The organism is Methylorubrum zatmanii (assembly GCF_014845115.1).
In the GTDB taxonomy this organism is placed as follows: Bacteria; Pseudomonadota; Alphaproteobacteria; order Rhizobiales; family Beijerinckiaceae; genus Methylobacterium; species Methylobacterium zatmanii.
In genome coordinates, this window is sequence record NZ_NKUI01000092.1 from 1 (window position 1) to 12,989 (window position 12,989).

A 12,989-nucleotide genomic window follows, 5' to 3' on the forward strand; every position below is an offset into this window, starting at 1 on the left:
TCCCCCCGTAGCGGCATCGCCGGACGCGCCCGGCGCACCGTCCGCGGCCATGGCCGCCGTGGCGAAAAGGACGATCGCCGATGCCACCGCCGGCCGGATCAGTCTGAACACCCCTGTACCTCTCGACAGTCTGACAATCCGCGCGCCGGCCCCATCGGGCCAGCCGCAGGAGGACTTATGGCGCGGGCGGAGGCCTCGTCCATGCCCGGCAACCACGGCGAAGTTGTGGATGCGGCGCTTTCCGGTCGATCTGGCCGGAAAAGCCTCTCCCCGGCCCCGCCTGGCTCGTGGGCCATCGAGGATTCGAAGCCTGGGGTGGACACCCTGCCGTCCTGTCTGGTTTTCGCCCCAACCCTGCCTTAGACCCGTGCAGGAAACTTCAGGACACCGGGCCGCCGGGCGCGGCTGGCAAGAGGACGGACCTTTCATGCGTAAACCGTCGAGATACTGCATCGCGGCTTTGTTCGCGGCGAGCCTCGGCGGCTGCCAAGCACTCGGCGGCGGTGGCGGGGTGATGCCGGAATCCGACCTCGGGCCCCCGCCTTCCGCGCGCGGCACGCTGCCGGGCCGCCCCCTGCGCAGCGTCCAGACCGACGAGGACGGGGCTGCCCTCTCCGTCGCCCCGACGCGCCGCCTGGAACTGCCGAAGAATATCCGCGGCGAAACCCAGACCGCCGATACCGGCCCGCGGCGCATCCGCCGCGAGGAGATCGACGGCGAGACGACGGCGCAGAGCAGCTCCGGCGGTCTGTCGCCCCAGATGTCGTCGGGCGGCAGCGTCGGCCTCGGCGGCAAGTTCTAACCGACAAGATTCCGCTAGACGCGCGGCGGCGGGCGCCTCGCCCTCAGACGGTGGGGGCCTTGCGGCCGCCATAGTGGTCGTCGAGGCGTCCGCCGAAGCCGGGATCGGAGAACGGATCCTCCCCCGGCCCCTGGGTCGGTGCGCCTTCGAGGTCGGCCGGGTCGATATCGACCACGTAGCCACCGAGTTCGACCGAGTAGTTCAGCGATTTCCACGGCAGCGGGTGACAGGTCTCGCCGAACCCGAGGAAGCCGCCGAAGGACAGCACCGCGTAGGCGACCTGCCCGGTCACCTTGTCGACCATGAAATTGCGGACGGTGCCGAGGTGCCGCCCGGTGCCGTCGTAGACCGGCGTGCCCTCGACCTTGTCCGAGGCGATCAGCCGGGGCGTCTCGGCGGTCGCGACGCCTTCCCCCGAGGCCGGGTCGAGTTCCAGCGTTCCGGGTTTCCGATAAGTCCGTTCCTCGGGCAGATCCGTCGGCATTCACCGCTCCAGCATGTCCTGTCGGCAGGGTCCTGCGTGAATGCCCTGTGTCGCGCACGGTTCCCGTGCCGACCTGCCTTCCCGCGTGTCGCCGGCCCGTTCACGGCGCGGCGATGCCCCTTCGATGGGGATCGGGCTGCGGAAAGGTCCGCTGATCTGTGGATGGACGCTCCCGCAGACACCTTCTCCACTTGGAACGGCCGTGGCACCGCTTAGTTGTTGGACTTCAGTGTCCCGAAGCCCCCGGGCTCGTGTCACCCATCTGCCGGACCGCAGGACGGAGGGAAACCATGGCTACCAAGACGACGGAGAAGAAGGCGGCTGCGCCGAAGAAGGAGACCGCCACCAAGGCCGCTTCGGGCACCAAGCCGAACGCCCTTCAGCAGCCTCTGAAGCCGTCTCCCGAACTCGCCGCCATCGTCGGCGACAAGCCCCTGCCGCGTGGCGAGGTGGTGAGCAAGGTGTGGGAGCACATCAAGAAGCACAATCTCCAGAACCCGGAGAACAAGCGCGAGATCGTCGCCGACGACAAGCTCAAGAAGATCTTCGGCAAGGATAAGTGCTCGATGTTCGAGATGAACAAGCATCTCGCCGCGCACCTCAAGTCCTAATTTCCCGAACAGAACCGTTCGCGGGCCGTTTCTCGGAGCGCGGCGCCGGTCAAGCCGGCCCGCGCCTCCGTCAGGCTCGGGAGCGGCACCGCATCAGGCGATGCCGCGCAGCACGCCGCCATCGACCCGCAGCGCCGCCCCCGTGGTGGCACTCGCGGCGGGCGTGCAGAGATAGGCCACCATGTTGGCCACCTCCTCCGGCTGCGCCAGGCGCTGCAGCAGGGAGGTCGGACGGTTCTCGGCGATGAAGGCGCGGCCCTTGGCCTCCAGATCGCCGTCGCCGCCGCCCATCGATTCCAGGAAATCCGCCACGCCCTCGGTCAGGGTCGGGCCGGGCAGGACACTGTTGACGGTGACGCCGCTGCCGCCGACCGTCTCGGCGAGGCCGCGCGAGACGGCGAGCTGCGCCGTCTTCGTCATGCCGTAATGCACCATCTCCACGGGGATGTTGAGCGCCGACTCGCTGGCGATGAAGACGATCCGCCCCCAGCCGCGCTCGACCATGCCGGTGCCGTAGGCGCGCGAGAGGCGGATGCCGCTCATCACGTTCACCTCGAAGAACCGGCGCCACTCGGCATCCGCGATCTCGAAGAACGGCTTCGGCTCGAAGATGCCGGCATTGTTGATGAGGATGTCGACCCGGGGCAGGGCGGCGATCAGCTCGGCCGCGCCCTCCTCGGTGCCGACATCGCCGACACCGGCGCCGAACTGACCCTCGGGCACCTCGCCGCGCAGGCGCTGGATCGCCGCATCGACCCGCTCGGCGGTGCGCCCGTTGACGGCGACAACGGCACCGAGCCGGCCGAGCTCGCGGGCGACAGCGTAGCCGATGCCGCCGGTCGAGCCCGTGACGAGGGCGCTGCGCCCCTTCAGATCGATATCCATGGTTTTCCAACCCCGCTCGCGCGCGCCATCCCTCGCGGCGACAACGCGCGGGCGGAAGGTTGGTGCGGGGCGGCGCCGCGCGTCAGGGGCCCGTCCGGCGCAGGCCGCTCGCCAGCGCCCCGGTCAGGGCGAGGGCGAAGGCGCACCACAGGGTCGGAGCGAAGGCCGCCGCCGGGCCGCCGGGCACGAGGCCGAACAGGACGGCGACGAGGGCCGCGCCGAGGGATTGGCCGACGAGCCGGGCGCTCGATTGCATGCCGCTCGCTCCGCCGCTGCGCTCCCGCGGGGCGCTGGTGATGATGACCTTGTTGTTCGGCGACTGGAACAGGCCGAAGCCGATCCCGGCCAGGGTCAGCCGCCAGACCACGTCCCAGGTCGTCGGCGATCCCGGCAGCAGGGCCAGGGCGGCGAGGCCCGCCGCCAGCAGGAGGAGACCGAGGCTGCCGAGCAGACCCGGCGGGTAGCGGTCGGCGAGCCGGCCCGACAGCGGCGCCACGGCGGCGATGGCGAGCGGCCAGGGCGTCATCAGGAATCCGGTGCGCGCCTCCGAGAAGCCGAGTGCCACCTGGAAGTAGAAGGGCAGGGCGACATAGGCCGCCATCTGCGCCGCGAACGAGCAGATCGAGGACACCATCGACAGGGCGAAGGCCGGGATCCGCAGGAGGTCGAGGGGCAGGAGCGGCACCGCCCGGCGGATCTGCAGGCGCACGAACACGAACCCGACGACGGCGGCGGCGGCCAGTTCCACGAAAGCGAGGGTCCGGCCGTCCGGATCGGCGAGCCCGTCGACGCCGACGATCAGGAGAGCGATGGTCAGCGCGTTGAGGATCGCGCTCCCGACATCGAAGCGGCGGGCGGAGCGCGGTGTGGAGGGCAGGGTGCGCGCGCCGACCGCGAGCGCCACCAGCCCCACCGGCAGGTTGACCAGGAACAGCCAGGGCCAGGCCGCGACCGAGAGGATCGCGGCGGCGAGTGTCGGGCCAGCGGCGGAGGCGATGGCGACGATCAGGGCCACATTGCCGACGCCGCGCCCGATCAGCCGGTGCGGATAGATGAAACGCACCAGCGCGATGTTGACGCTCATGATCCCGGCGGCCCCGAGCCCTTGCGCCACCCGTGCGGCAGTCAGGCTCGCGAGGTTCGGCGCGAGCGCGCAGGCGAGCGAGGACGCGGTGAAGACCGCGAGCCCGCCGAGATAGACCCGGCGATATCCCACGATCTCACCGAGGCTCGCCAGGGGCAGGAGCGCGGCGGTGACGGCGATCTGGTAGGCGCTGACGACGAAGATCGCCTCCGAGGCCGGCACCGCGAGGTCGCGGGCGATCACCGGCAGGGCGACATTGACGATCGCCCCGTCGAGCACCGCCATGGAGATGGCTAGGGCCATCGCCGTGAGCGCGAGCCAGCGCTCCCGCGGCGGCAGCCCGTCGGCGCTCGCTCCCCCCGTCCTTGCCTGCGCCGTCACCTTCGGCCACTCCCCGGAGCTTGCAGGCGGCCCGTCCGCCCTATCTGTCCCTCACCGGCCGACGCACCGGGCTTGTGCCGACCAGCCCGAGACGGAGTTTTCATGCGTTCCCACCCGATCCTCGCGCTGTGCCTCGCCCCGTTGCTGGCGCTGACCCCAGCCTCGACCGTTTCCGCCCTTGCGGAGGAGGCGCCGGCCCCGCTCGGCATCGGCCTGGAAGGCTTCGCCTATCCCTTTCCCGTGCGCTTCCTGCCGCTCACCCGCGACGGCGAAGCGCAGCGCCTCGCCTACATGGATGTGGCGCCCGCCGACAATGCCAACGGGCGCACGGTGCTGCTGCTGCACGGGCGCAACTTCCCATCGAGCTACTGGGAGCCGGTGATCCGCGCCCTCTCGAATGCCGGCTACCGGGTGGTGGCGATCGACCAGCTCGGCTTCGGCAAGTCGTCGAAGCCCGTCGGCGCCTTCACCTTCGATCGGATGGCCGCCGACACCATCGCCCTGGCCGACAGCCTCAAGCTCCCCCGGTTCGACGTGGTCGCGCATTCCATGGGCGGGATGCTCGCGGTGCGCCTCGCCCGCAGCTATCCGCAACGGGTCAACAGCCTCGTGCTGGAAGCGCCGATCGGCCTCGAGGATTATCGCTTCAGCGTGCCGCCGGTCCCCGACGAGACCCTGCTCGCCCGCGAGAGCGATCTCAGCGCGGAGGCCTACCGCAAGCAGCTGATGACGAGCTATTCCCTCTCGATTCCGGCCTCGGCGATCGAGCCCTTCGTCTCGATCCGCGAGCGGGTGAAGGGCTCGGGCGAGTATCCGCGCTGGCTCAGATCCTTCGTCAATTCCTACCAGATGATCTGGAGCCAACCGGTCGTGCACGAGATCCCGCTGATCAAGGCACCGACCCTGTTCATCATGGGCGCCAACGACCACAACGCCCCCGGTAAGGGTTTCGCGCCGACCGAGATGCGCTCGGCCATGGGCGACAACACCGGCCACGCCCGGGCACTCGCTGGACGGATGCCGAACGGCAAGGCGGAGGTCATCAACAATGTCGGCCACCTCGTCCACATGGAGGCGACCGAGATGTTCAACACGCTGACGCTGGAATTCCTCAACACGCACTGAGTTTTCGATGGCGCGGCGCGGCGCCGGGCCGGCGGAGGGGACGAAGCAGCGTAACCGGAGTTGAGAGATGGATGTCGGTTTCATCGGGCTCGGCCGCATGGGCCAGGCCATGGCGGCCCGGCTCGTCGCGGCGGGTCACCGGGTGCGAGTCTGGAACCGCTCGCCGGAGGCGGCGAAGGCGGTCGTCGGTGCCGAGCCGGTCGGCAGCGCGGCCGAGGCCTTCGCGGGGGATGCCGCCATCACCATGCTCGCCGACGATACGGCCCTGCGCGCCGTCATCGTCGAAGGCGGGTTGCTCGACAGCGGCCGGCGCCCGGCGGTCCATGTCGGCATGTCGACGATCTCGGTCGCCCTGGCCAAGGAGCTGGCGGCGGTCCATGGGCGGGCGGGCGTTTCCTACGTCTCCGCCCCGGTCTTCGGCCGGCCGGACGCCGCCGCCAATGGCGCGCTCAACATCATCGCCGCAGGCACTGACGAGGCGATCGCCCGGGTGCAGCCGCTGTTCGACGCCATGGGCAGCAAGACCTGGCGCTTCGGCACGGAGCCGGAGCGGGCCAATGCGGTCAAGCTCGCGGGCAACTTCATGATCGTCTCCGCCATCGAGGCCATGGGCGAGGCGGCGGCCTTCGCGGAAGGGCACGGCATTCCCGGTGCCGAGGTGCTGGAAATGCTGACCGGCACGCTGTTCGCCTCGCCGGTCTACAAGAATTACGGCGCCATGATCATGGAAGGGCGCTACGAGCCGCCGGGCTTCACCATGCGGCTCGGCCTCAAGGATGTCCGCCTCGCCCTCGCCGCAGGCGACGCCGTCAACGTTCCGATGCCGTTCGCCAGCGTGCTGCGGGACAACCTTCTCGACGCCATCGCCCATGGCGACGGCGACAAGGATTTTGCCGGGCTGGCGACGGTGGCCGCCCGGCGCAGCGGGCGCTGAGGCTTCCTCAGCGCCGGGTGTTCGACGCGGTCTGGCCGAACATCACCTTCTTGGCGTCCTCGCTCATCGGCTGGCCGTGGTTCGGGTTGACCTCGGCCGCCCTCGCATAGGCCGCCTTGGTGGCCGGGCGCTCGGCGATCGCCTCGAACCAGCGCTTGAGGTTCAGATGCTCGTCGAGCCGCTGGCCCTGCTTCTCCCACGGCACGATCCAGGGATAGGCCGCCATGTCGGCGATGGTGTAGTCGTCCCCCGCGACGAAGGCCCGGTCCGCCAGCCGCCGGTCGAGCACGCCGTAGAGGCGGTTCGTCTCCTTCACGTAGCGGTCGATGGCGTAGGGGATCTTTTCCGGCGCGTATTGGGAGAAATGGTGGTTCTGGCCGAGCATCGGCCCCAGGCCGCCCATCTGCCAGAACAGCCATTGCAGGGTCTCGGCCCGGCCGCGCAGGTCGCCGGGCAGGAAGCGCCCCGTCTTCTCGGCGAGGTAGAGCAGGATCGCCCCGGACTCGAACAGCGAGACCGGCGCGCCGCCATCGGCGGGCTCATGGTCGACGATGGCCGGCATGCGGTTGTTCGGCGCGATCTTCAGGAAGGCGGGTTCGAACTGCGCGCCCTTGCCGATATCCACCGGATGGATCGTGTAGGGCAGGCCGGTCTCCTCCAGGAAGAGCGTCACCTTGTGGCCGTTCGGGGTCGGCCAATAATGCAGATCGATCATGGTTGCGCCTCATCTCCAGTGCCGCATCCCGTGGGCCCCGGCCAGCGGCGAAGTGGGATGGACGGACGATTCGATCAAGCCGGCCTAATCCTGCGGATTGCGCGGATTTCCGGGACGAAGCGGAGAGGCGTGTCCTCGATATCTGGTGTGACGGTCGGGACCGGCATCCGTGATCCCGCAGGGATCGGATGGCCATCACGCGGCAACGATGTCGCGAGACAACCCCGCGCCATGCGCGGCGGTGCCTTGCCGGGCGTGGACCGAAACGGTATCTCCATCGGGCCCTCAAACGGGGCGTCGGGGTGTAGCGCAGTCTGGTAGCGCATCTGCTTTGGGAGCAGAGGGTCGTAGGTTCGAATCCTATCGCCCCGACCATGTCTTGCCCGGAGACGTCTGCCGTCCGATGTCGAGCGCCCGCATCTATCGTCCCGCCAAGGATCCCTCGCAGTCCGGGCTTGCCCGCACCAAGCAATGGGTGCTGGAGTTTGACCAGACCGCCCCGCGCGAGACCGATCCGCTGATGGGTTGGACCGGCTCCTCCGACATGCTGCAGCAGGTGCGGCTCGAATTCGATACGGCGGACGAGGCGGTGGCCTACGCGAAATCCGCCGGCATCGCCTACCGTGTCGAGGAAACGCCGCCGCCGATCGCCCGCAAGGGCCTGTCCTATTCGGACAACTTCAAGTTCAACCGCACCGCCCCCTGGACGCACTGACGCCGGATTTTTCGCTCGCGGCGACGCGGAAGCCGTCGCGAGCGTGACCCCCTTCGATCCTCAGCGCCCCTTCCGCTCCGCCCAGGCACGGAAGGGGCTCGGCGCGCCGGCGAGCGGGTGATGGCGCACCTGCATCGGCTGCTCCGCGAGCGGCCGGCACAGCTCGGCATAGATCCCGGCGCTGATCAGCCCCTCGGCCTCCGCCTCCTCGGCGGTGAAGGCGAAATAGCCCTGTTTGACCCCGGCGAGCCGCATCGCCGCGTGGCACATCGGGCAGGGCCGTCCGCTCGCGTAGACGATGCAATCGTCGAGCTTCGGCCGCCCGAGTCTCTGGCTCGCCGCGCGCAGGGCCACCATCTCGGCATGGTCGCTCGGATCGTTCGTGCGGTGGATGCGGTTGGCCGCCCGCGCGATCACCTCTCCGTCCCGCACGATCACCGCGCCGTAGGGCCTGCCGCCCTCGGCGACGTTGGCCAGCGCCAATTCGGTCGCCTCGCGCAAGTAGCTGTCGTGATCGGGCATCCGCACTCTCCTTGTCATATCCAATCCGGTTGATCCCTTCGGGATGGCGGATTGGGGCTTCGCTCAAACGCCGCACGGGCCGGCCGATCCGGTGACCGCGTGGATCGAGCGGACAGCGGGTCAGAACGCGTAGCGCACGCGGCAATAGGGCAGGTGCTCGGCAAGCAACACCTTGAAACGGGTGAGCCATTTCCCCTTCCAGCCCGTACGGTAACGCAGGTTGTCGCCCCCGCCCTCCGAACGCTTGGTCTCCTGGATGTCCGGGCGCCACAGCAGGGCCTCGGCCTTGGGGTGCCAGCCGAGATTGACCTCATGCAGCCCGGCATTGTGGGTCAGCATGATGATCTCACACTTGAGTTGGGCTTTGGCCGCGTCCGAAATGCTGCCGTCGATCTCGGCGAACAGTTCTGCCCAGTCGGCCTCCCAGCCCTCGTAGAGGATGACGGGGGAGAAATTGACGTGAACCTCGTAGCCGGCGGCCACGAAGTCGTCGATGGCGGCGATCCGCTCCCGGATCGGCGCCGTGCGCACGTCGACGACCCTGGCGATTGGGGCCGGCATCAGCGAGAAGCGGATGCGGGTGCGCCCCTGCGGATCGTAGGCCAGGAGGTCGCGGTTGACGGCCTTGGTGGCGAAGGAGCCCTTGGCGTTGGGCAGGGTGCGGAACAGGCCGACCAGATCGCGGACCGTGTCGCAGATCATCGCATCGACCGAGAGGTCGCCGTTCTCGCCGAGATCGTAGACCCAGGCGGCCTCATCGATCTGGTCGGGCTCCGGCAGCGGCCCCTGCTTCGCCGCGTGCCGGGCGATGGCGGCAGACACCGCCTCGACGTTCACGAAGAGCGAGATCGGGTTCGAGAAGCCCTTGCGCCGGGGCACGTAGCAATAGGCGCAGGCCATGGCGCAGCCATTGGAGGTCGAGGGCGCGATGAAATGGGCCGAGCGGCCGTTGGGGCGCATCGCGAGGCCCTTCTTCACCCCGAGCACCAGGGTCGAGCGCTTGATGCGGACCCAATCCTCGACCGAACCCTCGTTGCCGTGCAGCTCCGGGATGTTCCAATGCGAGGGCACCGCGATCCGCTCGGCATTGGGAAACCGTGACAGGATCTCGCGCCCGCGCGGATAATCGGCGACCGCAGGCTCCATGAAGATGCGGTCGATGTCGATGAGATCGCGCGGGGCCATGGGGCCTATCTAGCGCGACGGGACGTCCCGGCCCCGGCCTGCGGCGACAGGGCTCCGGGTCAAAGCCGCGCCAGAAGATCGGCCTTCTTGCCCGCGAATTCCGCGTCGGTCAGCACGCCCTTCTGATGAAGCTCTGCCAGTCGTTCGAGGATCGAGAGGATGTCGGCCGGGCCGGAACCGGAACCGGGCGGATCCTGTCGGCGGGCAGCGGGCTCGCGCGGCGCGGGCGCGGCGTGGCCGGCGATGGCCGCCGAGGATGAGGCCGACGCCGTGCCGGACGAGGCCCGCGGTGCCACCGCCGCATCCCTGCCGACGGCGGTGAGGTCGTCGAGGGTGAAATTCCCTTGCGGCCCGCTGAAGCGCAGCGACGCGGTGGCACCCTGCTGCTGCGAAGCGCCGGTCACGAGCCGGTCGCCGGTGTCGTAGAGGGTGAGGCGCCCCTCCGTCTCGACGGCGAGCCGGCGGCTCTCGGGAAAGAAGGCGTAGCGCGTCGCGTTCTGCGCCCCCGCGCTCGAGGGAAGTCCCAGCTCCGCCGGCCACCAATTGCCCGAGGCGGCCTCCTCCTGGAAGCCGGAGAGCGGCAGGGCGGCGGCGAGTTCGGTGCACAGGGCATCGACCTGGGCCTTCAGGGCGTGATCGTTCATGCGCCCGACCATCACCATGCCGCCCCGCGACCATTGGCCGAAACCGCCGAGATCGGGATGGTCGAACTGAGCCATGTTGCCCTGTCCGGCCTGGAGCGCGCGCAGCAGGTGTCGCACCGCCTCCAGGCTGACTCCGTGTCGCTCGGCCAGGGCCTGCAGCCCGGAGGGCCGGTGCTCGGGTTCTTCGATCATGGGCGCTTCCCCGCTCCAACGCTTCGGTGCCGACCGGCGACGCGCGGTGCAACGCGCGCGCCCGACGCGAGTTTCGTCCAAGGCCTACCACATCCGTGACGGCGCGCCGCGAGCCCGGAAAAAATTGCTGCGCCGCGTCAGCCGGAACGGAGCTTCACAGTTCCGTGCACGTTCTAACGTCCGGCCGGACCCGTTGGGGGCCGCCATGAGTGAGAATGGGACCACGATGGCCGATACCGACAGGACCGCGACGCCGAAGTTACGGACCTCGCGCACGCGCATCCGCGAAGGATCGCCGCATCCGCGCGGGGCGACCTGGGACGGGCGCGGTGTCAACTTCGCGCTGTTCTCGGCCCACGCCACCAAGGTGGAGCTGTGCCTGTTCGACGATGCGGGCGAGAAGGAGATCGAACGGATCGCGCTGCCCGAATACACCGATGAGGTCTGGCACGGCTATCTGCCGGATGCGCGCCCGGGCACGATCTACGGCTATCGCGTCCACGGACCCTACGAGCCGGAAGCCGGTCACCGCTTCAACCCGAACAAGCTGCTGATCGACCCCTACGCCAAGGGCTTGGTCGGCACCATCGAGTGGAACCCGGCCCTGTTCGGCTACAAGATGGAGACCGGGGACGACCTCACCTTCGACGAGCGCGACTCGGCTCCCTATACCCGCCGCTCCCGCGTGATCGACCCGGCCTTCACCTGGGGCCGCGACGCCAAGCCCCGCGTGCCGTGGGAGCGCACCATCGTCTACGAGACCCACGTGAAGGGCTTCACCAAGCTGCATCCGGCGGTGCCGGAGAAGCTGCGCGGCACCTATGCCGGCATGGGCCATCCGGCGGTGCTCGATTATATCAAGAGCCTCGGCGTCACGTCGGTCGAGTTGCTGCCGGTCCATTCCTTCGTGCAGGACGATTACCTGCAGCAGAAGGGCCTGATCAATTACTGGGGCTACAACACCATCTCGTTCTTCACGCCCGCCCGGCGCTACGCGGCGGTGCCGGACTTCGCCTTCTCCGAATTCAAGGAGATGGTGGCGCGGATGCACGGCGCCGGCCTCGAAGTGATCCTCGACGTGGTCTACAACCACACCGCCGAAGGCAACGAGAAGGGGCCGACCCTGTCGTTCAAGGGCGTCGACAACGCCTCCTATTACCGGCTGCTGCCGAACCAGCCGCGCTACTACATCAACGATACCGGCACCGGGAACACCTTCAACCTGTCGCATCCGCGGGTGCTGCAGCTCGTCACCGATAGCTTGCGCTACTGGGCGACGGAGATGCGGGTCGACGGCTTCCGCTTCGACCTCGCCACCATCCTCGGCCGTGAGCCCTACGGCTTCGACGAGGGCGGCGGCTTCCTCGACACCTGCCGCCAGGATCCGGTGCTCAACGACGTGAAGCTCATCGCCGAGCCTTGGGATTGCGGCCCCGGCGGCTATCAGGTCGGCGGCTTCCCGCCGGGCTGGGCCGAGTGGAACGACCGCTTTCGCGACGATGTGCGCGGCTACTGGAAGGGCGATGCCGGGCTCCTGCCGGGCTTGGCCTCCCGCATCACCGCCTCGGCCGACAAGTTCAACAAGCGCGGACGCCGGCCCTGGGCCTCGGTGAACTTCATCACCGCCCATGACGGTTTCACCCTCAACGACACGGTCTCCTACAACGAGAAGCACAACGAGGCGAACGGCGAGGGCAACCGCGACGGGCACGGCCACAACCTGTCCTACAATTACGGCGTCGAGGGCCCGACCGACGATCCCGAGATCCGCTCGGTGCGCTTGCGCCAGATGCGCAACATGCTCGCCACTCTGTTCCTGTCCAAGGGCACGCCGATGCTGCTGGCCGGCGACGAGTTCGCCCGCACGCAACAGGGCAACAACAACGCCTATTGCCAGGACAACGAGGTGTCCTGGGTCGATTGGGGCGCCATCGGTCCGGAGGAACGGGATCTCGCCGAGTTCACGCAGCGTCTGATCCTGCTGCGCAACGCCCTGCCGATGCTCTCGCGCGGGCGCTTCGTGACCGGCGCCTATGACGAGGAGTTCGGCGTCAAGGACGTGACCTGGCTGACTCCCACCGGCACGGAGATGACGCCGGAGAACTGGAACGACGGCAATTCCCGCACCCTGGCCGTGCTCCTCGACGGACGGGCCCAGGCGAGCGGCATCCACAAGCGCGGCGGCGATGCCACCCTGCTCCTGTTCTACAACGCCTATCACGACGTGGTGGACTTCACCTTCCCCGAGGCGCCGGGCGGCACGGCATGGACGCGGCTGCTCGACACCAACCTGCCCGACAGCCAGGAGATCGCGAGCTTCGCCGTGGGCGAGAGCTACTCGGTCACCGGACGCTCGATGCTGATGTTCGTGCTCAAACCGGTCGAGAGCGAGGGCGAGGATCACACCGAGATGGAGCGGTCCTACCAGTATGTGATGCAGGCCTTCGAGCGGGCCAATGTCGAGAGCGTGAGCTTCGGCATCGACGACGAGGCCTGATGCCGGAGTGCCCTTCGCCGAACGGGGCGCCGTTTCGGCGGAGGGAAGCTCCACAAACGAGAGAGCGGAACCGTGTCGGGTCCCATCGCGATCCGGCCCGGGGCACTCCATCAGGGCAGCCCCGGGCGGACCGGAGCCGATTTCCTTCCTCCGGTCCTGTCCTACACTTCTTCAGCGGGGATCCGGCGGCACGGGCCGGTGACCTCGACAAGA

13 protein-coding genes and 1 tRNA gene are annotated in these 12,989 nt (G+C 68.8%); 7 read left to right on the plus strand and 7 right to left on the minus strand.

All coding sequences use genetic code 11. From position 1 onward, the window contains the following. Positions 1–427: 427 nt before the first annotated feature. Positions 428–802 (plus strand): hypothetical protein, encoded by a 375-nt coding sequence (locus MZTS_RS12250; RefSeq protein ID WP_192284057.1) that lies wholly within the window; start codon positions 428–430, stop codon positions 800–802. Positions 803–845: 43 nt separating this feature from the next. Here MZTS_RS12250 and MZTS_RS12255 read toward each other — a convergent pair whose 3' ends face one another. Next, entirely contained in the window at positions 846–1,286 is a 441-nt protein-coding gene (locus MZTS_RS12255) for a PRC-barrel domain-containing protein (protein WP_192284058.1), read from the minus strand. A 290-nt stretch (positions 1,287–1,576) separates the two neighbouring features. On the opposite strand from MZTS_RS12255, the gene MZTS_RS12260 reads away from it, so the two are divergent. Beyond that, positions 1,577–1,897, plus strand: a complete 321-nt coding sequence (locus tag MZTS_RS12260) for an SWIB/MDM2 domain-containing protein (RefSeq protein ID WP_009863355.1) — start codon at positions 1,577–1,579, stop codon at positions 1,895–1,897. Positions 1,898–1,990: 93 nt separating this feature from the next. Here the strand turns inward: MZTS_RS12260 and MZTS_RS12265 are convergent, their stop codons facing one another. Beyond that, complete coding sequence (locus MZTS_RS12265) at positions 1,991–2,782, minus strand: SDR family NAD(P)-dependent oxidoreductase (RefSeq protein ID WP_192284059.1); 792 nt, start codon at positions 2,780–2,782, stop codon at positions 1,991–1,993. An 82-nt stretch (positions 2,783–2,864) separates the two neighbouring features. Continuing rightward, positions 2,865–4,169: an MFS transporter gene (locus MZTS_RS12270; protein ID WP_210329256.1), complete on the minus strand. Its 1,305-nt coding sequence runs from the start codon at positions 4,167–4,169 to the stop codon at positions 2,865–2,867. Positions 4,170–4,349: 180 nt separating this feature from the next. Between MZTS_RS12270 and MZTS_RS12275 the strand changes: the two genes are divergently transcribed. Next, on the plus strand, positions 4,350–5,372 hold the full coding sequence (locus MZTS_RS12275; protein ID WP_192284061.1) for an alpha/beta fold hydrolase: 1,023 nt from the start codon (positions 4,350–4,352) through the stop codon (positions 5,370–5,372). Positions 5,373–5,439: 67 nt separating this feature from the next. Further along, positions 5,440–6,306, plus strand: coding sequence for an NAD(P)-dependent oxidoreductase (locus MZTS_RS12280; protein ID WP_192284062.1), 867 nt, complete (start codon positions 5,440–5,442; stop codon positions 6,304–6,306). 7 nt (positions 6,307–6,313) lie between these two features. Here MZTS_RS12280 and MZTS_RS12285 read toward each other — a convergent pair whose 3' ends face one another. Continuing rightward, positions 6,314–7,021 carry a glutathione S-transferase N-terminal domain-containing protein gene (locus MZTS_RS12285; protein ID WP_192284063.1) on the minus strand — a complete coding sequence of 236 codons (708 nt, stop codon included), beginning with the start codon at positions 7,019–7,021 and terminating at the stop codon, positions 6,314–6,316. A 298-nt stretch (positions 7,022–7,319) separates the two neighbouring features. Between MZTS_RS12285 and MZTS_RS12290 the strand changes: the two genes are divergently transcribed. Then, a tRNA-Pro gene (locus MZTS_RS12290) sits at positions 7,320–7,396 on the plus strand. 28 nt (positions 7,397–7,424) lie between these two features. After that, entirely contained in the window at positions 7,425–7,736 is a 312-nt protein-coding gene (locus MZTS_RS12295; protein WP_192284064.1) for an ETC complex I subunit, read from the plus strand. A 60-nt stretch (positions 7,737–7,796) separates the two neighbouring features. On the opposite strand, the gene MZTS_RS12300 is transcribed toward MZTS_RS12295, so the two are convergent. The 3 genes from MZTS_RS12300 to MZTS_RS12310 all read right to left on the minus strand — a co-directional run bounded on the left by MZTS_RS12300 (position 7,797) and on the right by MZTS_RS12310 (position 10,279). Continuing rightward, positions 7,797–8,258 carry a nucleoside deaminase gene (locus MZTS_RS12300; protein ID WP_192284065.1) on the minus strand — a complete coding sequence of 154 codons (462 nt, stop codon included), beginning with the start codon at positions 8,256–8,258 and terminating at the stop codon, positions 7,797–7,799. A 120-nt stretch (positions 8,259–8,378) separates the two neighbouring features. After that, positions 8,379–9,443, minus strand: a complete 1,065-nt coding sequence (locus tag MZTS_RS12305) for a spore photoproduct lyase family protein (protein WP_192284066.1) — start codon at positions 9,441–9,443, stop codon at positions 8,379–8,381. Positions 9,444–9,502: 59 nt separating this feature from the next. Then, complete coding sequence (locus tag MZTS_RS12310) at positions 9,503–10,279, minus strand: SHOCT domain-containing protein (protein WP_192284067.1); 777 nt, start codon at positions 10,277–10,279, stop codon at positions 9,503–9,505. 226 nt (positions 10,280–10,505) lie between these two features. On the opposite strand from MZTS_RS12310, the gene glgX reads away from it, so the two are divergent. Beyond that, complete coding sequence (gene glgX / locus MZTS_RS12315) at positions 10,506–12,776, plus strand: glycogen debranching protein GlgX (RefSeq protein WP_192284068.1); 2,271 nt, start codon at positions 10,506–10,508, stop codon at positions 12,774–12,776. The last annotated feature ends 213 nt before the right edge of the window (positions 12,777–12,989 follow it).